We start from the raw sequence: 22,662 nt of genomic DNA on the forward strand, positions 1-22,662 counted from the left end.
TTGAAATAATGCGGCAAACGAATATTGATGCGACTAATTCTATTTTGGCTCACTCAACTGGTATGCGGCATAAGTGTCTGGCCAAGTTTATAATAATCAGTTGTAAAGACAACGACCAAAACACCATTAAAAACCCCATATGAAGCAAGGAAACGCATAAAGAAGCGTGAAAGGGGTCGCCTCACGCGCAGTGCTCATTTGTCCGAATTTTCAGCGCTTGCGGGTAGCGCTAATATGAACATTGCACCGTTGAGTATCTCGCTGGTACCCACCTCTATCGTGCCAAAATGCTGGTCACATATTTTTCTGACTATTGATAACCCCAGTCCATGTCCGCTTTGCGCTTTGTTTCTTGCTTTATCGGCGACATAAAAGGGCTCAAAAATATGGGCCTGATGCGTGAGCGCAACACCAGGGCCATCATCATGTACTGTGATATATACTAATTGCGCCTGCGCATAACATACCAAACGCACTTCGTTATCAGCATATTTAAAAGCATTGCGTACGAGGTTGTCGAGCGCCCGCATGAGTAATCGTTTGTCAGCCACAACAATAAGGCTGCCAGGGGTAATTTGGATTGTCAGGTTCACAGCGCACGGCTTATCTTTTTGCCACCGTTTTTTACCGTCATTTAATAATGCAGCCAATTCAATGGGTTCCGGCGACAGTGCACCATGATCGCTTTCCATTCTGGTATAATGCAGTAACTCGTCGACCATCTGCTCCATTTCCTCCGAGTCTTCAATGATGCTGTCAACCGTCGCCGCTTGTGATTCATCCAGTTTCGTTTCCTGCAATAGTTCAGCCTGCCACTGGACCCGAAATATCGGTGTACGAAGCTCATGAGCAATCGCATTAGTCAGTGCTCGATTGCTTTCAATTAACTGTGCAATGCGGTCAGCCATGTCGTTAAATGACTGATTGAGCGAGCCTAACCTGTTGGAACTGGATAACTCTGCCCTGCACGACAAATCTCCCCGGGCAAAGCGTCGTGTTGTATTTTCCAACAGTCTGACACGACGTAAAATCAACCAAATATTCACCAGATTAAAGAGAACGAAACTGCCAAGCATAAAGATCCATGCCAGGTCCTCTTCCAAATCAATTTTCTGCCTGACAAGACTACTGTGGTCAGGCACATAACTGAATATGGCTGTATTTCCAGCCAGACGAAACCACAACGTACGGTCTTCATCAAAATAAATATACTGCGATGAATTCTCATTGAAGAACTCAGAGACAATTGCGGGTGGTCTCTCATGTGACTGTAAAAGCAAATGAGACTGCTGTGCATACTGCTTCATTGCTGCCAATGCAGACGCGCCCCCCTGATGATCGGCGATATTCTGTAGCAGCTGTTGATGTGCCAGCGCCTCGTCATCTTCCAGTACAAACTCATAGTCTACTGCCAGTTCGTAAACAAGAATTTCATAAGCAACCAGTGCCCCGATAAAGCAGGCAAACAGGATGGCCAGTGATTCTACAAAGATGCGTTTCATTATTTCCCTGCTTGTCTCGGGTTAATCAGATATTTACTACGACCACGCAGTACTGGCAAACAAGTAGCCTTTGCCTCTTATAGTCAGGATCCGCTTTGATGCCTCCTGACTGTCATTGAGCAGCTTGCGTAAGCGCACGACTTTATTGTCTACCGTCCGATCGATGCCATCATACTCAATACCACGTAGTGCTCTGGTCAGCTCATCCCTTGACATCACTTGGTCTGGATGACTGGCTAAAATCCACAGTAGATCAAATTCGCTGTCGGTTAGTTGAATAACCTCGCCGTCCAGTTCGCAACGCTTGTACTTATTTTCAAGCCTGAGCAATCCCAGCTGCATAATCTCCGGGTCCGCCTCCATTTCGTGGCATGGTCGGCGAAGCAAGGAACGAACACGTGCAAGCAGTACTCTTGGTTTAATTGGTTTCATCACATAGTCATCAGCGCCAATCTCCAAACCAGCAACATGGTCAAAGTCATCATTACTTGCTGTCAGGATTAAAATCTTACCCCGAAACTGATTACGGCTTTGTCTGCATATTGTCAGCCCGTCGGTGACAGGCAACATTAAGTCGAGTAGTACTATGTCCGGTTGTGTATCACACATAGTGCTGACTGCATGGCTGCCGTCTTCTAAAGTCGTGACGTCAAACCCCTGATTGATAAAATATTCACTAAGTAGTCTTCGAAGTTTCTCGTCATCTTCGATGATTAACATATGTTGCCGGGTCATGGTCACCAATTTTTATATTCTACTAATGGCAATAGTATACCCGCGCTTTGTCAGAGCCCGAAATACATTCCTGTACATCTTGATGACTGAAGCCGCCTTCACACTCGGTTACCATGCACTCAACAAAACTTTTGCGTGGAGATATCACTATGAAAACCTTTAAACTATTGCTCGTTGCAGCCTGTGTAGCCTCTGTATCAGGGTGTAATTCGGGTTCATCAAAATCGACCGGTCAAAAGACTACACCAACCAAATCTGTCACACCTACAAAAGTAGAACGACCAGCAGCAGATCATACCTTTTCAAATACTGAGCTGGAGGCTCTGCTCACTGAACGTAACCAGATACTGACTTCTGTTAAAATGAGCTTCGAAGGTAAGTCTTACAATCAGGTTCAGTACGCTGAAGAGTTAGATGAAGGACAATGGGTGATCAAGCTTCAGAGTTCAGATGCTAGTACAGTAGACTTGTGGTTAAGTAATGCTGACGACGGTGACTGTTTGATTTACCGGCCATCTGTCATTACGGATATTTTTAAATGTGGCGAATCTACTCGTACAAGCTCTGATGACAGCACGGTGATTCAATCGACAACTCAAAACAGAAAATCTAACATTCAAGTCGAATTCCAGACTGACGCACTCAAACACATAAGCAGCATTGGTAACACCGAGCTGACAGCTAGCAATAAAGACAACAAAGTCACAATCAACACCACTTTTGCATTCAACGAGTTCTTTCGTGAAATACTTAACAATGATGGCAGTAAAGAGCGTATTAACGCAACACTCGGCGTGACAACATACTTGCAAATGAAAGACATTACGAGCCGCTTTGAAGGTTCCGAAATGATCCTGTCATTTTCAACCCACATTGGCGGCAGTGCAGACGACGACATTAATATGTATACAGGGCTGCTTATCAAAGATAATAAAATGGCAACCCATGTAACCCGAACAGGTTCCGTTTTTTCAGGTGGCACCGACCTTTTTGCGGCGGGTAATCCGCGTATTTTACAAAAAGCGAGTGACACAATAGCAATCGAAAGCAACAAACAAATTGGCGTACACAGTTGGGGAAACGGTGAAAAAACGGCTTTAGACATTCCCTTTACTGATGTAAGTCACCGTAAGCAAGCGACCTATTTTAACAAGGTGCTGGGCCAGCAGGGTATCGACTTTTATATTTTTACTCTCAAGTCAGCGCCATTTAACGGCGGGCACTGGATAACCCAGGCTGATTCTGACAAATATAACTTTATTACCGTTATTGAGTAAGCCTCAAGTAAATACCCTATCACTTGCTTGATTCATCGAGTACCTGTGCCATGTGAGTATCATTACTCTTATGGCACACAACTGGCCTGACAAAGGTATGCAACTACCGTTTTAGTTACCATCTATGTCTGAGTTGCAAAGTCATGTGCTTTACAAAATCCCCCATCAGCGCCGCTTCATGCTGTGTAAAAGCACACAGTAAAGCTTCAACACTCTCAGAGCTAACTTACATACACAATTTGGCCGGCAGATGAGCAGAACAATCACACCTTCCTACTTTTTTATCCCTTTTGTGATGCAAAGTTCATATTAGCCGCGTATATTGCTTGGTTCTGTTTTTTTGTAGTAATGACATTATGCGCAGTTATGTATTTCTGGCCATGCTGGCCCCAGCTTTTGCTCACTCAGCTGATATGCAGCTCAAGTATCTCGACGAGGCGATTGTTCCTGCCGATTTGCAGATCGATGGCGATAAGGTCGGTGGCTTATCCAGCATTGAGTACACCAACGGCAAATATTTGCTGATAGCAGATGACTCTAAAAAACCGCGGTATTTTCAGGCAAATATCGGTATTAGCGGCAAGAAGATTGAGCAGGTTCAATTCGAAAAGTCTTTACCTCTGGTAGATAAAAAAAACCATTCAGGGGTTGTTGATCCTGAAAGTTTACGCGTTGCTCCTGGCAGCGGCGATATTATCTGGACCAGCGAAGGAAGTGTAAAATACAAACACGCCCCCGCAATTTTTATGCAAACACGGCAAGGTCAGGTAAATTTCGAGCTGCCCACAATGTTCGATATAACCAAAAGTTCCGGGCCAAGGCACAACGCGGTATTTGAAGGCCTAACGGTTGCACATTCAGGTCAGGGAATATGGGTGTCTGCAGAAGGTGCATTGAAACAAGACGGTGAAGAATCCAGCATTGAGCAAGGCAGCATGGTTCGTATCTCCTACTTTGATTTTGCCTCGAAAAAAATGCAAAAGCAGTTTGCTTATTATCTTGAGCCCATGGTCAACCGCCCCGAAGCAAAACCCGATGCATTTCGCACCACGGGTTTGGTTGAGATATTACAGGTTAATGAGCACCAGTTTTTAACAATGGAACGTTCATATACTTCAGGCATAGCGGACGGTGGCAATGATGTCAGCATCTACCTTATAGATATAAAAGGCATAACTGACACAAGCCGAATGACATCATTAAAAAACCAACCTTTGCGCCCTGCCAGCAAGACTTTGTTGCTGGATATGGCCACCATTAAACATCAACTGCACTCCAAACACATTGATAACCTTGAAGGCATGACCTTTGGGCCAGTGCTAGACAATGGCAACCGAAGCTTACTCATGGTATCTGATGATAATTTTAACGTGCATGGGAAGCAGCTAAGTCAGATTTTATTATTTGAGGTTGATACCGCACAACCGCTACGCTAAGTCCATTAGGTGAGCGTCGTGTTATTTGGCGAGCCTTGATCGAACTTTATACACACCAGTGCTGAGCGCTACGGCAGATACGATAAATGAATTTGGCCTGAGCTCAGCTTCACTGGCTGATGTACGGCTCCTATCTGAAGAAAGAAAATGTGACTCAGCCCAAAAAGCTAAGCATAGTCTGACGGCTGGGTTGCTCAAACGTCATGAAACACTGAATCTGGCCATTCGGTTTGCAGCTTAGATCACTTTGCAGTCGCTTCTCAGGGTGTACCCATAGGCTTGACTTACCCCTACTTTTGTGTAACTTATATGTGAACCATGTAAATAAACAAAACACATAAAAGGAAATTGTTATGAAAGCTTATCTATTACTCGCCGCTATGGGTCTGGGTGTCACAAGTCTGTCAAGCCAGGCCGCGACCGTAGAATGTGTTATTAGCGGAACACCAACGCCTCAGGAATGGAGCAGCCCGGTATGTGCCAGTCCCACTACCTCAACGGCTTCTTCCGTTGTTTTTCGACTCAATACCAGTAAACCCGTGGCCGAAGTAAGCTGGACTTACCAGAGCCAGCATAGCGGCCGTTGGGATTGCAGAAATGGGCAATATTGCCGCTTTAGTAACTACTCTTCATCGCCCAGTGGCAGTGCAGAAGCTTGCGCAACCAGAGTCTTATATAAGGACGGAACATGGGAAAACCTGAACAGCTGTGCTTATGGTTCTTACTGGCATGGCTCAGGCCCAATCTTGAAGCCATTCAACGTCGATGTACCTGAAGCGGCTTTTTCATCCGAGCAATTAATCGACTAATACTCTGAATAACAACATTGTTATAAATATTGATTTTAAAAACAAAAAGCCCCGCAGCTAACTGCGGGGCTTTTTTAACACTATATTACACATCCTGAAAGGATTAGCCTTGCGTCGCTATTCCCTTCCATTGCGTCCTTATCGAATAGAAGGCGCATAACTTGGTGGTCTGTTGTCAGGTGCCTGTCCAAATGCTTTGTTTGGCGTATCACTCAAAGTAAAGTCCAGTGTCACAGGCGTGTTGATATAGGACTCATCAATCCAGCTATTCAACGTCGCTTTTCCGTTTACTTTCAAAGTATCAATGTAAATATGCTCGCCCGAAGCCTGCGGAGCATTCAATGTTAAATTGCCTATTTTCGCCTTTTTAAACTGTGGGCTAGACAATACCAGATCCGCACGGCCCGGATATTTAGGATATAACCCCAGGCTGCTGAATACGTACCAGGAAGACATCTGGCCCAGATCATCCTGCCCGGGAATACCATCAGGTGTATCCAACCATAGATCCTTCATTGTTTGACGCACAGTCTGCTGTGTTTTGTATGCCTCGCCAGTATGCAGATACATCCAGGGAGACAAAATCGATGGTTGGTTAGATACATCGGAGAACTCAGCTGAATCGCGATACAGGACCCAGGTACCGTCAGGCTTGCGGAAGTGACTATCAAGCCGCTGGCTCATCGCCTGTTCACCGCCCAAGACTTTCGCAAGCCCTGCACCATCATGCGGGATCATCCACAGGTATTGAGCCGGACTGCCCTCTACAAACAAGTGGCCCGAGAAAGGATCAAAGTCTCCTTTCCAGCTACCGTCTTTATTGCGCCCCTGAATATAGCCCAGTGACTCAGTTGCAGCCGGGTTGTAAATATTGCGCCAAAATCCTGCTTCGTTTGCAAAACGAGACGCATCCTGGTGCTTACCCAGACGTGCAGCTAATTGCGACAAAGAAAAGTAGCTAGATGCTTGCTCTAGCGTTTCCGAAGCGCCTTCCCAGCTGTTTGATTGATCCGATATATAGCCCAACTGTTGCCACTGATCTAGAGAAGGCTTTTGACCACGACAAAATACCGGGCAGCCAACATCAGACAAGTCAAACTCAGTCGGCTCAGTCGCGGCTTTGTATAACGAGTCATATGCGCCGGCGACATCAAAATCATTCGCACCAAATGCCACAAAATTGGCAATCGCGATGGTTGATGGATCGCCGCTCATCACCCCCGTTGGTCCGGCGTTGTGGGTCCAGCGATCCCATACACCGTTAAACTGATTTGCCTGATTAAATAGCGACTGAGCGATATCACTGCCACGCTTTTTGTCTAACAAAGTCACTAGCTGTAATTGAGAGCGATAGACGTCCCACCCTGAAAAATTGGCGTATTGCTGAGCCTGGTTCCCCTGGACGGAGTGCACCTGCTGATCAAACCCCATGTACTGGCCGTTTACGTCTGAAAAAACATTGGGATGATATAAACTGTGATACAAGGCCGTGTAAAATACGCTCAGCTTGCTGGTGTCGTCAGACTCAACTCTCACTTTGGAAAGCTCCTCTTCCCAAGCGTTTTGCGCATTTTGACGCACTTGAGCAAAACTCTGTTCTGACTGCTCTTTTTGCAGGTTTTCTCGTGCATTGTCCAGGCTCACGTATGAAATGCCGACACGCATCTGTACCGTTTCTCCCGAGTTTATATCGAGATCGACCCAGACCCCCGACCCTTTTCCTATATCTGGCCAGCCATTGTCACCGTACCCCATTCCTCCTTGTGAGGAACTCTGCCCAGCAAAAACCTCCGCGTCTTTCCACGCGCCAGAGCCTGAAATAGGTTTATCCAGCTTGGCAACAAAGTGCAGGGTGTAATAATCTCTGCGATTATACTCCCCCAAATAACCACAAAAGTTGCCAGAAGTGACATACCCGGTAATTTCGCCTTTACTGGCGTTAACCTTTACATAAGCATCGCCACTACCGAGCTGAGAGTAAGCCGTTCTGAATAGCAGTTTGGCGTTGTCAGCCTGCTTAAATGTGAAATTCGCGATACCTGTACGGGTTGTCGCTGCAAGCTCTACGTTCACCCCATTATCCAGCCCAACCTGATAGTAACCTGGCGTCGCCGTTTCATTTTCATGACTAAAGCCAGCACTATAGTACGCGTTAATCGGATCAGTCGCGGGAGAAAAAGTCATATCTTTGGTGAAAGGCATAACGGGAATATCGCCGGATGCACCCAGACACCCGGTACCAGATAAACGGGTAAACGAGAACCCTTTTACACGACTTGCCTGATAGTTATAGCCACCGGGAGAAACGGGCACACGCTTCTTTTCTTCCAGAATTTTTTTCGAGATCCCTTCCGACTCCGCCAACAAATCTTCCGTATAGGCATGCTCAGGGCCAAAGTTAAACATACCGAATGGGACCAAAGCGCCTGGAGAGACATTGCCGGCCTGTCTGTGATTAAACGGGCCCTTAGTTCCTATCAAAGGATCGACATATGACACAACATCGGACACGTAATTTGATTGCATGTTTATGCTCTGTTTTGCATTTTTGTTTGCTGCATTGGGCGCTTGACCACACGCCACCAGAACAGCCGACGCGAGAGCTGCCAGGGCCAGATGCCTGACCGGTTTATTTTGATTCATAACTGATTCCCACTAAAATGGATCGTTCCAATTTCTTGTTTTTAGTATTGCTCACATGGCGGATACACTGCCACCATTTTAGGTATTTGTACAAATTTAATGCGCTGGTTTGAAGGTTATTAGCGATAACCCGCACTTTGCAAGCAACCTAGTTAGAATAGAAAAATACATTTTGAATATGTGCCCCACTTTCAATGCATAAGATTTGATGACCTGTGAACTGCATATTGAGAGCGTATTTCTGATTTGGATCACAACACCCTAACATTACCAGCTTACTCAGAAGCCTAACTTTAAAATGCATCTCAGCTATTTATTAACTCACTTTCCTTGCAATTACAGTGCCCTTAAATTCATATCGACCTATACTCAGTTAAGTGCTTATCATTTAGCCAATATTAACACGCGATAAGCACGAGCCTTAACGACGCGCGTTCGATCAGTTTGTATAACTGAAAACTAACAACACAATAAGGTAGATTACTATGTCAGGGATCCGCATTCCTAGTGAACAAATAGGCTCTATTCCCAGAAACCCGTGCCTAATAGACGCCTATAAAAACTACAAACTTGGAAACATTAGCTACGCGCACCTTAACGACATTGCAGAGCGAGAAACGTACCAGGTGATCCGTGAATTAGAAAGTCTGGGCTGTGAGGTAGTGAGTGATGGCGAGCAACGAAAATTTGATGGCTTCGCGCATTATTGCCTGCATAACTCTCTCAGCTATTCAGATCAGGGCTTATTGGTGGATTTTAATGACGGTCACACCCGAGTGTTTGCACCACACCTTAAGGTAGCACCATTTCGCTATGAGCACACCGCTGACGAATTTCTTGCTTTTGCGCTCAAACATGCAAATGTCCCTGTCAAACAAGCTGTTATCTCTCCTTCAATGCTGAGCTTAGTGTATCCACCTCAGGGAATTGACGGTTACGATCATGAGCGGTTTGTTACCGACCTAGTCAACGAGCACGTCGGCGAAGTAAGGCGTTGCCTTGACCTGGGTGCACATAAGGTGCAGCTCGACTTCACCGAGGCACGACTTTCGTTAAAGCTAGATCCGTCTGGCCAGACGCTCAAGTCTTTTGTCGAGCTTATCAACAAATGCCTGTCTCACTTTAGTGACGAAGAAAGGCAACGTATCGGTATCCATACCTGCCCTGGTGCCGACATTGACTCAACACACAGTGCCGACATCGACTATAAATATCTATTACCGACTCTGTTTGAAATTAATGCTGGTAATTTTTACGTCGCACTCAGAGGTGAAACAAACCCCAAAAAAACGCTTAAGCTCATTAGTCGTATCCTTAAGCCCTTCCAGCGCGTTTTTATCGGCGTGATCAACCCAAATAGTACTGAGCTAGAAAGCCCAGAATCGGTCAGAGACTTGGTATTACTGGCCACTGAGTTTATTCCCATTTCGCAGCTTGGTACCTGCGACGATTGTGGCTTTTCGCCATTTGCAGATGACAGCTCCACCACCAGAGAGTTAGTCTACAATAAAATTAGGTCCCGCCTTGTTGGGACAAAGCTGGCCGAAGATCAGCTCAATGTAATTACTTAGCAATCACCTGGCTTAATCGATGGTTCGGATATGAGCTCAGTACCACCACCCTCATCGGATGATGAAGAACGCATCTCCAGACTGGAAGATGAATTATTGGCGTTGGAATTAGAAAACAACCGTCTGCAACAAATTCTGCGCGACAGCGAATACGACAAAAAAGCGCTGGTCGATATTCAAAAGATCGCAAACGTAGGCACTTGGCGTCTGAACCACTTAACTTATCACGTAAAGCTGAGTGAAAAACTCAGCACCATGTTAGACATACCCATTAGAAAAAGCATGCCGTGGAGTGCGTTTATCACTGCATTAGACCCACATAACGAACTGGGACTGAAACAGTCATTACAGGATGTGTTTATGGGCGGCAGTGCAATGAATTTTGAACACACTATCACTCGCTTAGACGGCTCGCTTATTCATGTACGTCACCACTGTGAAACACACCTAAATGGCATTGGTCAACCTCTGGATTCAATTGGCCTAGTGCAGGACATCACACAGGATAAAGAAAGAGCTGCACAGTTAGAGATGCTGTCAAATAAAGATGATCTTACCTGCCTGTACAACAGAAGAAAAATGAATCAGGCACTCACTGAAGAGGCCGCCATCTGTATGGATAACGGCCTTCCTCTTAGCGGCATCCTGCTGGATTTAGACAACTTTAAACAAGTCAATGATCGGTTTGGCCACCATGTTGGAGACGAAGTGCTGGTACGTGTATCTGAGGCAATTCAAAACAGCCTGAGATTAAGTGATATCGCATCTCGCTGGGGCGGAGAAGAATTTCTTATTCTGTGTCCTAATACAGCCCTTGATGACGCAGAGGTGGTTGCCGAGCGAATTCGTCAGGCAATCGAGCACATTCAGTTATCTTGTGAGCACTCAATTACAGCAAGTTTTGGCGTAGGTAGTTTGCACAGCGCTCAGGATCTGCCAGAGATGCTAAAGCGCATCGATATGGCACTCTATGAGGCCAAAAAAGCAGGCCGCAATTGTGTGCGAGTGATATGTTGAATCGCTGAGCAAGCGAGTGTCATTCCCTTACACCAAGACGCCCCTGGCCCTATTTTGGCGCAAACTGATGATGTCAAAAGAGTTGGTCATACAACATAACAGTGCCCATTATTACATAGACAATTACGAAAATGATAATGCCCAGTCGATAAGGCACAAAGTAAATAATGGCCTCTTTTTTATTCGATGTATTGAACAGGCTGTCAAAAAAGCAATGGTATATCACCATGCCTAAGCAACATACCGTAAAAGACAGATAAACAAATGCGACTGGAAAAAAGCCAGCTCCCTTTGCAGTCATTAGGCTAAATACCAAAACGGCAAAATTAGTCCAACCCATAACCCGAACTAGTGCTAACATGCTACTTCCTTAATTACTCACTCCTAAAGCCACTTATTACCGCCCAATATACATATTTGGAAAAGTCTATATAGTTTAGTTGTGATCATTATGGTTACTCATAGTATCAGCACTTACATCAGGTGATCTCGATTACTCAAAAAAACGGCTTTAAATTATTACACAAATTAGGTAGGGTGAAGCCAAGCACTGATTTTTATTAAGCACATGTTAACGCGTGAGCTGTGATCAGAGCTCTATCTATAGATTACCAATAATGTATACAGAATAAGGAAATATAAAATGAAAGTACAACTGAAAAAGAAAAAGCTAAAAACACTGAATAAAAGCAATCAACTTGCAAACTAGGCAACGCCGCAAGTTGCAGGTGGTGCAGAAGTCTCTATTTACCCAAAATGCATGCCAACAAACCCAGCTATTTGCTGGACAGATGGCACCTGGCACGGTTGTGTTCCTAGATAATAATCACCGATTATCAATAACGCTTAGGTTTTTAGCCTAATCACCTGCGCCTTTGGGAGTAAGCTTTCATTGCCCTTTAAAGGTGCAGTTTTGAATGTACACTGCTAATTATCGATAGCCCAAACATGAATACAACGCAAGTGAATAGAGTTTATTCTTCCTCCTAAAAAATAAAGGTGCTCCAATAATTTTGTATAAAAAAGTTAGCTTAATAAAACACACTATAAAGAAAGTAGAATGATTAAAGCTATCGTGAAAGTAGACGGTAACTTTCTCAGAAAAGAAATACACTGCAAAATATAAAACACATAAAACACATAAAACTGTAGCCTTGCTGATCACGAGTGCGGCTTTATGCTCTTCATTTTCAGGCTCCATTCATCCCCTACACTTACTTGAACACATTTACAGAATACCACTTACCAGCCAATGTGAAATGTGAATATTTTACAAGGCAATATGGACACACCAGCGAAGCCGAGTCGACTGTTACGAATCCGACTTTAAGGCTTTACTAGGGCTTGTAAATCCGAGATAGTCGTTAAGTTTTCAGTATCACTGAATTTAGGAGTAAAAACACTTTTACCATCTTTGTCAGAGTAGCTCCCCCAAATACATACAAGCCATCCATCTAGTGACTCTTCTGCATCTACAGGTATAGGGTGTGGTTTGTTATCCCATTTACCTTTTAGATATAAACTTGATTTCTTGCCATTTTTCCCTTTGTATTCATGGAAAACTCTGTATTTAATAGCCTCATCATTTAATACCATCCCTTCTAGCTTCCATGGTCCTCCGATGACCATATGATCGCCTGGATTTATTTGAACTCTTGTATCCTCATTGCTTGAGATTTCAATTATTTTTTCTTTCCCAAGCTGTTTAGGACCAAGCTTGGTCCCAAAACCGAGAAAAAATAAAGGCCTAACGGCATAACTTTCAATAATTGCATGCGTATCTTTAACTATAGCTCGGCATTCCTTTGTGCTCTTTATACCTGTTTCACCCATACCCTTCCAAAGAGTTGCTACTTTAGGAATTGTGTAGATATGGGCTCGTCCATTTTTTGTCTCAAAGGTCATTAAAGATTCATCGTTGTCAATAAAGTATTCGAAGGTAGTCCCCGTTTCTTCTTTGGTTCTTGAATAAGTCACTTCAAACTTTGAAAACTGTGACCACATAGAAGTGTAATTACAACTATTAATTCCAGAGCAGTCCTCTGCTAAAACAATAGTTGGTAATAGCAGTAAAGTCAGTAAATATTTCATGAGCCCCCTAAAGTCCTAACACTATTATCTGAGCCCCCGTTTAGAGGCAAATAATAGTTTGGCTAAAACAAGTGAATAATGAGCAAAAATCAAAATTTATTTGCCCTGTTTGAGTGGTTTTTTATAAGCACATACACCAGTGTAGTGATACGCTAGTTCATTGTTTCCTAATACCTGAAAAGTTACCGTACTTATCCGTTTTGTATTTATCGGCTTTTGCATATGAATGTGGAGACTGTTCAGAGAAGTCTCGGGTTGATAGATTTTCAACCACCACATTTTCTAAGGGCTTGCCATTTAAAGTAACAACTCCCTCTATGGACGGAAAATAATGTAAGGTTGAATAAGTACAACTACTTAAAAATAGTAAAAAGATAAATGAAAGGCATGATTGTTTCACTGAATCTCCCTTTGCATATAGCGCCCCTATCTGAGTCTCCAGATATTCATAATTAAAAACAATGTGATGGATACGTACAGCATTGTTTGATCTAATTTATTTCGCCAAAAACCAAAGCGATAACAACACCATGCGTAATATCACTATCCTACACGATATGCTCAGAAAAAACTGCCCCCAAACTCATGCCCGGCGTATTGACTCATTAACGCTAGCAACCAAAGCTTTGCTCGACAGCAAGCAACTTTCCCTTACTGAGCTTAGCCGAAATAGGAAGGACTCTGTCACTGCAAAGCACCACATTAAGCGTATAGGCTGACAGCTTGGCAAAACCTCTATGCATCATGATCGGCTTGCTGTTTACCGCTTCCATGCGCGCCTGATTTGTGGCGCCAAAGCAATACCTATCTTGCTGGTCGACACTGAGCCGAGGTGCGCGAATAACTGCGGCTGATGACTTTGCGTGCTTCCGTTAGCATCCAAGGACGCTCAATATGTGCACTCAAATTAAATATTTTGAAAAGCTCTGTTACAGAATAATTATGTCTTCGCCATATCTCCCGCTTACAGCAAGCGAAAAAACCAATACAAAACAACAAGATAAAAAGAAAGCAAACGCTTGGCATGTGGCTCTACTTTAAATCTTCAGAAAATTTGACTTTTAACTTCGTTCAGCTTGTGTAGATAATTGGGTATAATAAAAATAAAAAGGACAATTTATGTTTAAGCGCACTCTTTTATCTACTGCTATTTTTCTTTCTCTTACTGCTTCAGCCAATATGAGTGAAGACTACCGATTGGCCAAGGTTGCCAAACCAATACAACAACATGTGAGTTTAGATGTAGACCCCGCTAAAGAGCGTTTTTCAGGGCAAACCGTCATTGATATTCAAGTTGTCGAAGATACTCAATTTATTGAATTAAATGGGCTCGATTACGCCATTGAATTTGCCAAACTACTCGGCGACAAGCAATGTGATCTAAAAGATACGATGTTGAAGACTGGCAAAGTTAAACTCGCTTGCGACACACTGATCCCAAAAGGGGAATACAGCCTAAAAATTGCATTCGATGCACCTTATAATCGCCAAAGCGTTGGTCTTTATAAGTCAATAGATAGAGGCGTACCCTACCTCTTTACACAATTCCAAATGAGTGACGCAAGACGTGCTTTCCCCGTATTTGATGAGCCTGAATTTAAGATCCCTTTTCAGCTCACCATTACCGCTCCTTCTTCACAAAAAGTTTATGCTAATACCCCTGTGATTAAGACCAGTTCAAATGATGGGAAAACAACACACTACTTTGATAAAACTCCTCCCCTGTCATCTTATTTAGTTGCGCTGGCTGTAGGACCTTTTGAGGAAATACCCGTTGAAAAAATGTCGGTTCCGGGCAATATTGTGACGCCACACGGAAAAATTGGCATTGCTGACTCTGCGGTTAAAGAAACGCCCAAAATCCTTCAAGCACTAGAGCAGTACTTTGACATTCCTTATGCGTATAAAAAGCTAGATCAAGTCGCTTTACCAGAATTTCCTTATGGTGCAATGGAAAACGCAGGGTTAATCACCTACCGCGAAGAAATTCTACTTGTTGATCCCATTACACAATCTCGCGATGAGTTCGATACACATTTATACGTTATTGCACATGAACTAGCGCACCAATGGTACGGTAACCTGGTGACCTTGAAATGGTGGAATGACATGTGGCTGAATGAAGCATTCGCAACTTGGATTGGTGGGAAAATGGTCACTAAATTGTACCCTGAGCTAGAACGTGATTTACGGCTTCCGCAACATAATGCCATGCTCAGAGATGCCATGGTCACCACAAAGCCTATTCGTAAGCCTATAAACAACTCAGATGATATTATGGATGGGCTAGGTCTTGCTTACTCTAAAGGCAGTGCCGTACTCACTATGGTTGAAGAATGGATAGGCCATGAAGTCTTCCAGCAAGGCATGCGCAATTACGTAAAAAAATATGCCTATAAAAATGCAGAAGCAAAAAATTTATGGTCTGAACTTGAGGCTGTCTCTAAAAAGGATGTCCCGGGTGTCTTAGACTCTTTTGTCTCTCAATCTTCCTTTCCTTTAATCGATTTTACTCAATCTGGCAAAACTATCACTCTGAGTCAGACTCGATTTTTACCTACAGGTCAACAAGCTAAAGAGCAGCTTTGGAAAGTTCCGGTCTCTATCAAGTATGGTGACAATAACGGGAATGTAGCCACCAAAAAACTGCTGTTAACTAAGCAAACTCAATCGGTTACACTCGATTTTGAACCTACCTGGGTGTACCCCAATGACAATGCAATTGGCTACTACTTATGGTCCATGCCAGAAACACAGTATCAAGCTGTATTGACACATGCAGATAAAGCATTGAATACACGTGAGAAGCTTTCTTTGATAGAAACAACCAAGCAACTTATGGATGCAGATAAAATTAATGCCTTTACCCTACTTGCTTCTCTCAACACATTCACTAATGATGACCATCCGAAAGTTGCCGCTAATGCGTTGAAAGAGATTGTAAATAATATGCACACCTTCGAGACAGAGAAAAATCAATCTCTGTGGCGGTCTTTAATTTCTCAAAAAGTATCTGATGCAATCGAGCGATATGGCTTTGAAAAACAAGTTGGGGAGTCCGACACTGTTTCCGAGTTAAGAGCAATAGTATTCAAATTGGCTGCTTTTGAAGTACAAGATACTAACATCATCGCTGAAGCACAAAAGCAAACAGCTCAGTTCTTCAAAGATCCCAGCAAAGTAGATCCTTTTTTAATAGACACTTACCTTGAAGTTGCGGCTTACTATGGCGATCAGGCACTACTCGACCAATTTAAATCAAAGATTGAACAAACAGCCACTCCCAGTGTTCGTGTAAAATTACTATCGGCCCTAGGTTACTTTAATCAACAGGATCTTCAGTCTCAAGTACAAAGCTACTTGTTAACTGATAAATTAACGGCGTCGGATACACCTACGGTACTGCTAGGATTAGCTTATCGCCCAGAGCGAAAAGCAAAGATGAACCAGTGGATTTTTGAAAACTTTGAGCAAGTTGCAAAACGTGTTCCGCCTTTTGTGGTTTCATACCTTCCCTATATTTCAATGCCAAAATGCCACGAGAAAAGCTTAAAAGATATTAAGTCATTCTATGAAGCAAAAGTAGAATCATTCCCAGGGTTGGGCAAAAGCTTACCCGCAGCAGAACTCAGATTAAACACTTGCTTATCTTTACAAAAAAGAGAGCTTGCCTCAGCTGAACGTTTCTTGAAACAACTATAAACATCATTTTGAGTAATAGGGAGTCCCCCTGTTACTCACTTTTGATTACAATCCCGCCTAGTTTTATTGAATCGCAACAACGTACATTTACAACGACCCGCCCTTTGCCAAAGGTTTTTAGAACCAGAGCTCTTGCTCCAACGCTCAAACTTATCACGGTTACTTTCCCATGGCTTGTCTAAAACTTTACATTTGTCAGTAAGTGAAAAACCATGTTGTAACTCCCCCATATACTGCGATCCCACCATCCTACACGATATGCTCAAAAAAACGGCCCATAAATTCATGCCCGGCATCTTAATTCCTTAATGCTGGTAACTGAAACTTTGCTCAATAGCAGTCAACTCTCTCTTACAGAACTCGGTCGAAATATGAAGGGCCCTGTTGTTGCAAACACAACATTAAACGTATGGACCGACTGCTAGGTAACACCGCTATGCTTAACATTCGGCTTGCTATTTACCGCTTTCATGTACGCCAGAATAGATCGACTAGGCTCAATCCCAAATTTGTGTACCTTACTGATCAGCTTCTCTTGGCTGTTTTAGATGGCTGTACTCGCAACTCTGTTCAACGCATCAACAAAGAGAGTCCAACACAAAGCAGCCGGAGTATTGGGCGTCCAGCCAGTATTTATTACCGGTGAGCTTTCATTGTTTCTTTGCATGTTTATAGCTTAGTACTCAGCCAAATTGCAAACTCGGTGGATTGTCGAACCACCCAGAATATAGGTTTATAAACAAATGACTTAGAACCATGAGTTTGACCAAAGTCTTGATGTTCTTCTTCATCAGCTTTAATGCTCATGACCGCATCATAAGCCTCTGTGTCATGCTGAGATAAAAAGTCCAATTGCCAATCCAAATGATGCAATACAGTCGATTCAATTGAATCAGTGCACACCCAAATCGCTTTTCTACCTGCCAAAGCCGTTAAAACCCCCAGAGTTATGCCACCAAACGCCCAGAAATACAAGGCGTAACAGTGCCTTATATTTCGGCTTTTAAGGATGCGATCAAAGGTATTAAAATGCTTCTTTTCATGGCCCAGCATTTCTTCAAGTTTAGGAACAATATCCTTGTATAAATAGCGAGCAACAAACAGCTGGGAGCGATATATATTAATTGCCCCAAATTCACCTGCATGGTCCACTCTAAGAATTCGCTCAACTTCGATCATATTATTGTACTGGTAACGACATATTACACCCGCGTATTAGGCGCAAGCTCGCGAGCGCCCCAATTGATGTGCTTGTATGGATAATAGACCCATCAAATTTATTAGTTTTACCGATTTAGGGTAAAGTGAGACCCAGGCTTTAGCTGCAACTAAAGCCTTCTCTTACAGTAGTTCGATTGAATGTTGGCTCCTCTATTGAGAGACCGGTAACAAGAATGAACGCTGTAAAAGGCTCCATGCACCACACTCGAATGGTCTACTGGGCCTCGAGCCCACATTTTGCAAACATGAGTTAGCTTATATGAATACGAAAACAAATCAAAGCATCAACATTGGTGTCGATACCGCCAAGTTTCAGCTCGATATTTATATACGACCTTTAGATATTCACTTCACTGTCAAAAATGACGAGCAAGGGATCCGTGATGCGATTCAAAATATAAAGCCGTACAAGCCTAAACGTATCGTTATTGAGGCCACAGGCAGGCTCGAGATGCCATTCACTCTTGCATGCTCCAAAGCAAGTTTACCGTTCGTTATTGCCAACCCCATTCATGTGAAACGCTTCGCCGGTGCAATCGGCCAACGAGCCAAAACCGATAAACTAGACGCCAAGCTGATTGCACACTACGGCGCAACAATCAAGCCGCCTCTATCTAAGCTAAAGCCCGAATCTATGCGGCTTATGAGCGATTTGGTCGCAAGAAGAAACCAACTGCTTGTCATGCAAACCATGGAAAAAAACAGGCTACATATTTTGCCCAAAGAGCTGGCGATGACAATAAAACCGATCCTAACCGCCTTCAAAAATCAGATCCAAAAAATTGAAAATAAAATCATCAAACTGATCGAATCATGCCCTGAGTATCAGGCAAAGAACTCTCTATTACAAAGTATGAAAGGGATCGGGAAAATCGCCGCAGCCTCTATCATCAGTAACTTGCCTGAACTCGGTTACATGACCAACAAACAAGCCTCTGCACTGGTTGGTGTCGCGCCAGTTAATCGCGAAAGCGGCCGTTTCAAAGGGATGCGAAAAATACAAGGTGGCCGCCACCAGGTTAGGACTGTTTTATATATGGCTATGATGTCAGCCATCCAATCCAACCCTGTTTTCAAGGCGCAATATCAAAAGCTGGTCACATCAGGAAAACCGAAAAAGTGGCCTTAATTGCCTGTGTTAGAAAGATGGTCGTTACCTTGAACTCGATCCTCAGAGACAGAACAATCTGGGAAGCGCCAATTGCTGAAATTTAGTTATTGACGCCATAGTCTCTTGTTATGTTGCAGCTAACTCTAATAGAGCTAACTTAGCTGCTTTTGATAAAGTAAGCCACTGCTTTGTTTGGATAAAATCAGTGATATAGGGAATATCTCGCCCCATTTCAGACCATACGGCTTCAAATGTTACGTCAAATTTTTGGAGGATTTCCAATTCTTTATTTGAAAAGATATCCTGATACCAATCACGATCATTTACATCTTGGTAGCATGATTCCCAAGACCAGAATAATTCTGCTGAGACTTGAGCTATTGGAACTTTATTTTGATAATCCAATTGCTCAGTTTTCGACGAGATTAGATCCAATGTATCAAAAGTTTCTTTTCGATAATTTTCACGAAGTTGATGAACCATCGACATTTCCATATGCAACATATACAGCTTATTAGTGTGAATACCGGTTAGATCCAGTTCCTAAAACCGTACAGATCCACAGCTAAATTATTTTATTCATAATAAGAAAAATAACCTACCACTATTGTACTAGTCACTCAAGCCAAAATGCCTTTGTTGAAACCGAGCCTTGTTCATAGCGAGACTTGGGGTCTCGTTATGTAAAACTACTAACCTTATGAATCTATTAAACTTAAATCGGTATTTCACTTAAACGAGACCTTCAAGCGCAGAGAAAACGAGAAATTTGACATGGAAACTGACTACATTTGCTTATACCTGTATAAATAATCAGCATTTAAGGTTGGAGTGATTTATAACTTTTGAAAGAATCATCTAGTCAAATTTATCCAGGCTCGCACGCATTCGGAATAACAACGTTGTTTGGCAGTGACGGGGTTGTTTTATGATGGCTGGGTTATTTTTCAAGTGCGTCTGAGATGACAGAGTTGATTGTGCGAAGCGTCTGTAACGTGACACTGCAGAGTGGTTTTTGAATAGATCCCGGCTCGCAAGCGTCCGGGATGACGGAGTTGTTAGTAGGTAATGTTGGTGAGGAGCGCCTGAAACCTGACACTGCTGCGCGGTGTTTGAGTAGATCCCGGCTCGCACGCGTCCGGGATGACGGAGTTGTTTGGAAGTGGCGGCGTTGTTTGTGAGGTGCGCCTGGAACCTGTCACTGCTGCGCGGTGTTTAAGTAGATCCCGGCTCGCAAGCGTCCGGGATGACGGAGTTGTTTATGAGGTGCGTCTGGAATCTCGCATTGCTGTGCGGTGTTTGAGTAGATCCCGGCTCGCAAGCGTCCGGGATGACGGAGTTGTTTGGCAGTGACGGCGTTGTTTATGAGGTGCGCCTGGAACCTGTCACTGCTGCGCGGTGTTTAAGTAGATCCCGGCTCGCAAGCGTCCGGGATGACGGAGTCGTTTGTATAGCGAGGTGACTGAGCAGAAAACCGCCCTGTTACAATTCAGATTCATCTCACAACCGTTCGGGTTGAGCCTCACGCTCCCCGAACACTACTTTAAAGCTTGCGCCGCCTTGCTCGTTTTTGCAGGTAACCGTGAGTTTGGCGTCGTGAAAGTCGACAACTTCTTTGACGATAGACAGGCCCAGTCCACTGCCGCTCAGGGTGGATTGTTCCTGCCTCCAGAAGCGTTCAAACAGGCGGTCGTAGAATTGCGACTGGATCCCGGGGCCGTTGTCGCTCACTTCCAACTCAGTGGCACTCACTCTGACCTGAATTTTGGCATTGTCTTGTGAGTGTTTCAGAGCGTTTTCGACCAGGTTTTTAATCATAATGTGCACGGCGGCTTTGTCTGCGAGGATCTGAGCTGTGCCTGGTTCCGTATCCAGGCTTAACTCCTTATCAAACTGTACTGCCAGCGGTGCCAGCATCATGCAAACTTCCTGTGCCAGCGCTGACAGGCTTACCGGTACCTTGTTGTACACCACAAAGTTTTGCGCGCGAGAGAGATCTAAGAGTTGTTGCACCACCCGACTCATATAGGCGACATCGTTGACGATTTCTTCGCGGATCTGGGGGGCAATATCGGCCAGCTGAACGCGGGTATTAAGCACGGCCAGTGGGGTTTTAAGCTCATGGGCGGCGTTGGCCACAAAGCGCTTTTGTTCATCAAAGCCTCCCTCTACCCGCTCCATGGCCTGGTTCAGTGAATCCACAATCGGCTGAATCTCATATGGCAACCCTTCGTTACTGAGCCTGAAGCTAAGCTGTTCCGGTTTGATCTGCTTTAACTGGCCAGCTACGGTTTTAACGGGCCGCACCACAGAGCGCACCGATAAGTACCCCACCACCATAAACACCCCAAATGCGGCAAAAATGGTGATGGCCGTCACCCGGTTTAGTGCCGGGATCACAGCTTCGTTTGCCAATTCTGTGATCAGGTCATTGCGTGCCATGTCCAGCAACAGTGCCTGTCCGTCCAGCGTGAGTTCGGTACGAAAACGATCAACGCCATCAAGATGCGAATACCCAAGCGCAATGGTGTCGGTCAGCGCTGCCAGTGCTTCAGAGCCCTGCTCACTGTTTACAGACTGGAGCAATACCTGACCATCCTCGGCGCGCAGAACACGAAACGCAAAGTTATTGTACAGGGCGTCATAGCCCCACTTTTCAATCACATTATCAGGGGTATACACAAGTTGCTGTTGCTCAAAATGCAGTGCATCCCCTACGTCCTCAATCATGCCTTTCATACTGACTTCGAGCGCCAGATTGGCATAGTTCATCGAAAACAGGTGCAAGATCACACCTATTCCGGTGAACACCACCGAGCCTATCAGAATAAAATGCAGGTAAATCTTGCGGGCGAGCGAGTTTTTTATGATTTTCATGCCAGTATATATCCTATGCCACGGAGCGTTTTAATGGTGACGCCCGCCTCAGTACCATCAAGCTTTTTGCGAATTCGGTGTACCGCCACCTGCAAAGCGTTGTCGGTTACTTCAAACCCCATGGCGTAAATGGCGTCGTACAATGCATCTTTGCCCACGGTTAAGCCTACATGGCGCAGCAGATATTCCAAAATGGCCACTTCTGTCTTACCCATTGAAAGGTTCTCGCTGCCTACCGTTACGCGACGAGATTTCGGGTCAAGCGCCAGGTTACCATGAGACAATAAAGTGCCAGTGTACTGACTTGGACGACGAAGCAAAGCGCGCAGCCGCGCCAGTAGCTCGCCGATATCAAACGGCTTGTTGATATAGTCATCTGCACCCAGATCCAAGCCGGCAATGCGATCATCCACACTGCCCCGCGCAGTTAAGATAAGCACCGGAACCGGGTTGTCGGCCCCCCGTAAAGCAGCAATCACATCAAGTCCGTCTTTGTCGGGCAACCCGAGATCCAGAATAATGGCGTCGTAGTGCCATAATGCCATTTGATCGCGTAATGCGCCCGCACTGGTGGCTATATCAGTCGCGTAGCCTTCTTTTGTCATGGCCTGCTGAATAAAGCTCGCCAGTTGCAGGTTATCTTCGGTGATCAATATGCGCATACTACTTT

Annotated in this window: 16 protein-coding genes and 1 pseudogene; 7 read left to right on the plus strand and 10 right to left on the minus strand. The window is 44.3% G+C overall.

Annotated elements, in window-relative coordinates; genetic code table 11:
- Window positions 1-194 precede the first annotated feature (194 nt).
- Both CWB99_RS22000 and CWB99_RS22005 read right to left on the minus strand, forming a co-directional pair.
- Window positions 195-1,502, minus strand: coding sequence for an ATP-binding protein (locus CWB99_RS22000; RefSeq protein WP_138551433.1), 1,308 nt, complete (start codon window positions 1,500-1,502; stop codon window positions 195-197).
- Between the two features lie 36 nt (window positions 1,503-1,538).
- The gene (locus CWB99_RS22005) at window positions 1,539-2,222 is read right to left on the minus strand and encodes a response regulator (protein ID WP_283235361.1); all 684 of its coding nucleotides are present in this window, start codon (window positions 2,220-2,222) and stop codon (window positions 1,539-1,541) included.
- A gap of 164 nt (window positions 2,223-2,386) precedes the next feature.
- Here CWB99_RS22005 and CWB99_RS22010 point away from each other — a divergent pair, with 164 nt between their 5' ends.
- From CWB99_RS22010 to CWB99_RS22020, 3 genes are all read left to right on the plus strand, one after another.
- On the plus strand, window positions 2,387-3,514 hold the full coding sequence (locus tag CWB99_RS22010) for an alpha/beta hydrolase (protein WP_138551431.1): 1,128 nt from the start codon (window positions 2,387-2,389) through the stop codon (window positions 3,512-3,514).
- Between the two features lie 356 nt (window positions 3,515-3,870).
- Window positions 3,871-4,950 (plus strand): esterase-like activity of phytase family protein, encoded by a 1,080-nt coding sequence (locus CWB99_RS22015; RefSeq protein ID WP_138551430.1) that lies wholly within the window; start codon window positions 3,871-3,873, stop codon window positions 4,948-4,950.
- Between the two features lie 353 nt (window positions 4,951-5,303).
- Window positions 5,304-5,759 (plus strand): hypothetical protein, encoded by a 456-nt coding sequence (locus CWB99_RS22020; RefSeq protein ID WP_138551429.1) that lies wholly within the window; start codon window positions 5,304-5,306, stop codon window positions 5,757-5,759.
- 138 nt (window positions 5,760-5,897) lie between these two features.
- On the opposite strand, the gene CWB99_RS22025 is transcribed toward CWB99_RS22020, so the two are convergent.
- Window positions 5,898-8,402, minus strand: coding sequence for a GH92 family glycosyl hydrolase (locus tag CWB99_RS22025; RefSeq protein WP_138551428.1), 2,505 nt, complete (start codon window positions 8,400-8,402; stop codon window positions 5,898-5,900).
- Between the two features lie 485 nt (window positions 8,403-8,887).
- Here CWB99_RS22025 and CWB99_RS22030 point away from each other — a divergent pair, with 485 nt between their 5' ends.
- Complete coding sequence (locus CWB99_RS22030) at window positions 8,888-9,973, plus strand: 5-methyltetrahydropteroyltriglutamate--homocysteine methyltransferase (RefSeq protein WP_138551427.1); 1,086 nt, start codon at window positions 8,888-8,890, stop codon at window positions 9,971-9,973.
- 30 nt (window positions 9,974-10,003) lie between these two features.
- A complete protein-coding gene (locus tag CWB99_RS22035; RefSeq protein ID WP_138551426.1) occupies window positions 10,004-10,990 on the plus strand; it encodes a GGDEF domain-containing protein in 987 nt (328 codons plus the stop codon).
- Between the two features lie 73 nt (window positions 10,991-11,063).
- Here CWB99_RS22035 and CWB99_RS22040 read toward each other — a convergent pair whose 3' ends face one another.
- The 3 genes from CWB99_RS22040 to CWB99_RS24255 form a co-directional block, all read right to left on the minus strand.
- Window positions 11,064-11,351, minus strand: a complete 288-nt coding sequence (locus CWB99_RS22040) for a hypothetical protein (protein WP_138551425.1) — start codon at window positions 11,349-11,351, stop codon at window positions 11,064-11,066.
- 965 nt (window positions 11,352-12,316) lie between these two features.
- Window positions 12,317-13,081: a hypothetical protein gene (locus tag CWB99_RS22045; RefSeq protein ID WP_138551424.1), complete on the minus strand. Its 765-nt coding sequence runs from the start codon at window positions 13,079-13,081 to the stop codon at window positions 12,317-12,319.
- Between the two features lie 611 nt (window positions 13,082-13,692).
- The gene (locus tag CWB99_RS24255; RefSeq protein ID WP_171045430.1) at window positions 13,693-13,854 is read right to left on the minus strand and encodes a hypothetical protein; all 162 of its coding nucleotides are present in this window, start codon (window positions 13,852-13,854) and stop codon (window positions 13,693-13,695) included.
- 346 nt (window positions 13,855-14,200) lie between these two features.
- Here CWB99_RS24255 and CWB99_RS22050 point away from each other — a divergent pair, with 346 nt between their 5' ends.
- On the plus strand, window positions 14,201-16,783 hold the full coding sequence (locus CWB99_RS22050) for a M1 family metallopeptidase (RefSeq protein WP_138551423.1): 2,583 nt from the start codon (window positions 14,201-14,203) through the stop codon (window positions 16,781-16,783).
- Window positions 16,784-17,452: 669 nt separating this feature from the next.
- Here the strand turns inward: CWB99_RS22050 and CWB99_RS22055 are convergent.
- Complete coding sequence (locus CWB99_RS22055; RefSeq protein ID WP_138551422.1) at window positions 17,453-17,962, minus strand: demethoxyubiquinone hydroxylase family protein; 510 nt, start codon at window positions 17,960-17,962, stop codon at window positions 17,453-17,455.
- Between the two features lie 301 nt (window positions 17,963-18,263).
- Between CWB99_RS22055 and CWB99_RS22060 the strand changes: the two are divergent.
- Window positions 18,264-19,219, plus strand: a pseudogene (locus CWB99_RS22060) (IS110 family transposase).
- A gap of 22 nt (window positions 19,220-19,241) precedes the next feature.
- Here CWB99_RS22060 and CWB99_RS22065 read toward each other — a convergent pair.
- The 3 genes from CWB99_RS22065 to CWB99_RS22075 form a co-directional block, all read right to left on the minus strand.
- Complete coding sequence (locus CWB99_RS22065) at window positions 19,242-19,598, minus strand: hypothetical protein (protein WP_138551421.1); 357 nt, start codon at window positions 19,596-19,598, stop codon at window positions 19,242-19,244.
- Between the two features lie 1,017 nt (window positions 19,599-20,615).
- Window positions 20,616-21,992, minus strand: a complete 1,377-nt coding sequence (locus tag CWB99_RS22070) for a sensor histidine kinase (protein ID WP_138551420.1) — start codon at window positions 21,990-21,992, stop codon at window positions 20,616-20,618.
- Entirely contained in the window at window positions 21,989-22,654 is a 666-nt protein-coding gene (locus tag CWB99_RS22075; protein WP_138551419.1) for a response regulator, read from the minus strand. The genes CWB99_RS22070 and CWB99_RS22075 overlap by 4 nt, the downstream gene beginning before the upstream one ends.
- Window positions 22,655-22,662: the final 8 nt, after the last annotated feature.

The organism is Pseudoalteromonas rubra (assembly GCF_005887095.1).
Taxonomy (GTDB): domain Bacteria; phylum Pseudomonadota; class Gammaproteobacteria; order Enterobacterales; family Alteromonadaceae; genus Pseudoalteromonas; species Pseudoalteromonas rubra_E.

Coding starts and splice junctions, on each gene's coding strand:
- CWB99_RS22000 (WP_138551433.1), bottom strand. CDS start 1,502: ATGAAACGCATCTTTGTAGAATCACTGGCCATCCTGTTTGCCTGCTTT.
- CWB99_RS22050 (WP_138551423.1), top strand. CDS start 14,201: ATGTTTAAGCGCACTCTTTTATCTACTGCTATTTTTCTTTCTCTTACT.
- CWB99_RS22045 (WP_138551424.1), bottom strand. CDS start 13,081: ATGAAATATTTACTGACTTTACTGCTATTACCAACTATTGTTTTAGCA.
- CWB99_RS22005 (WP_283235361.1), bottom strand. CDS start 2,222: ATGTTAATCATCGAAGATGACGAGAAACTTCGAAGACTACTTAGTGAA.
- CWB99_RS22075 (WP_138551419.1), bottom strand. CDS start 22,654: ATGCGCATATTGATCACCGAAGATAACCTGCAACTGGCGAGCTTTATT.
- CWB99_RS22070 (WP_138551420.1), bottom strand. CDS start 21,992: ATGAAAATCATAAAAAACTCGCTCGCCCGCAAGATTTACCTGCATTTT.
- CWB99_RS22015 (WP_138551430.1), top strand. CDS start 3,871: ATGCGCAGTTATGTATTTCTGGCCATGCTGGCCCCAGCTTTTGCTCAC.
- CWB99_RS22035 (WP_138551426.1), top strand. CDS start 10,004: ATGAGCTCAGTACCACCACCCTCATCGGATGATGAAGAACGCATCTCC.
- CWB99_RS22010 (WP_138551431.1), top strand. CDS start 2,387: ATGAAAACCTTTAAACTATTGCTCGTTGCAGCCTGTGTAGCCTCTGTA.
- CWB99_RS22040 (WP_138551425.1), bottom strand. CDS start 11,351: ATGTTAGCACTAGTTCGGGTTATGGGTTGGACTAATTTTGCCGTTTTG.
- CWB99_RS22025 (WP_138551428.1), bottom strand. CDS start 8,402: ATGAATCAAAATAAACCGGTCAGGCATCTGGCCCTGGCAGCTCTCGCG.
- CWB99_RS22055 (WP_138551422.1), bottom strand. CDS start 17,962: ATGATCGAAGTTGAGCGAATTCTTAGAGTGGACCATGCAGGTGAATTT.
- CWB99_RS22020 (WP_138551429.1), top strand. CDS start 5,304: ATGAAAGCTTATCTATTACTCGCCGCTATGGGTCTGGGTGTCACAAGT.
- CWB99_RS22065 (WP_138551421.1), bottom strand. CDS start 19,598: ATGGTTCATCAACTTCGTGAAAATTATCGAAAAGAAACTTTTGATACA.
- CWB99_RS22030 (WP_138551427.1), top strand. CDS start 8,888: ATGTCAGGGATCCGCATTCCTAGTGAACAAATAGGCTCTATTCCCAGA.
- CWB99_RS24255 (WP_171045430.1), bottom strand. CDS start 13,854: ATGGAAGCGGTAAACAGCAAGCCGATCATGATGCATAGAGGTTTTGCC.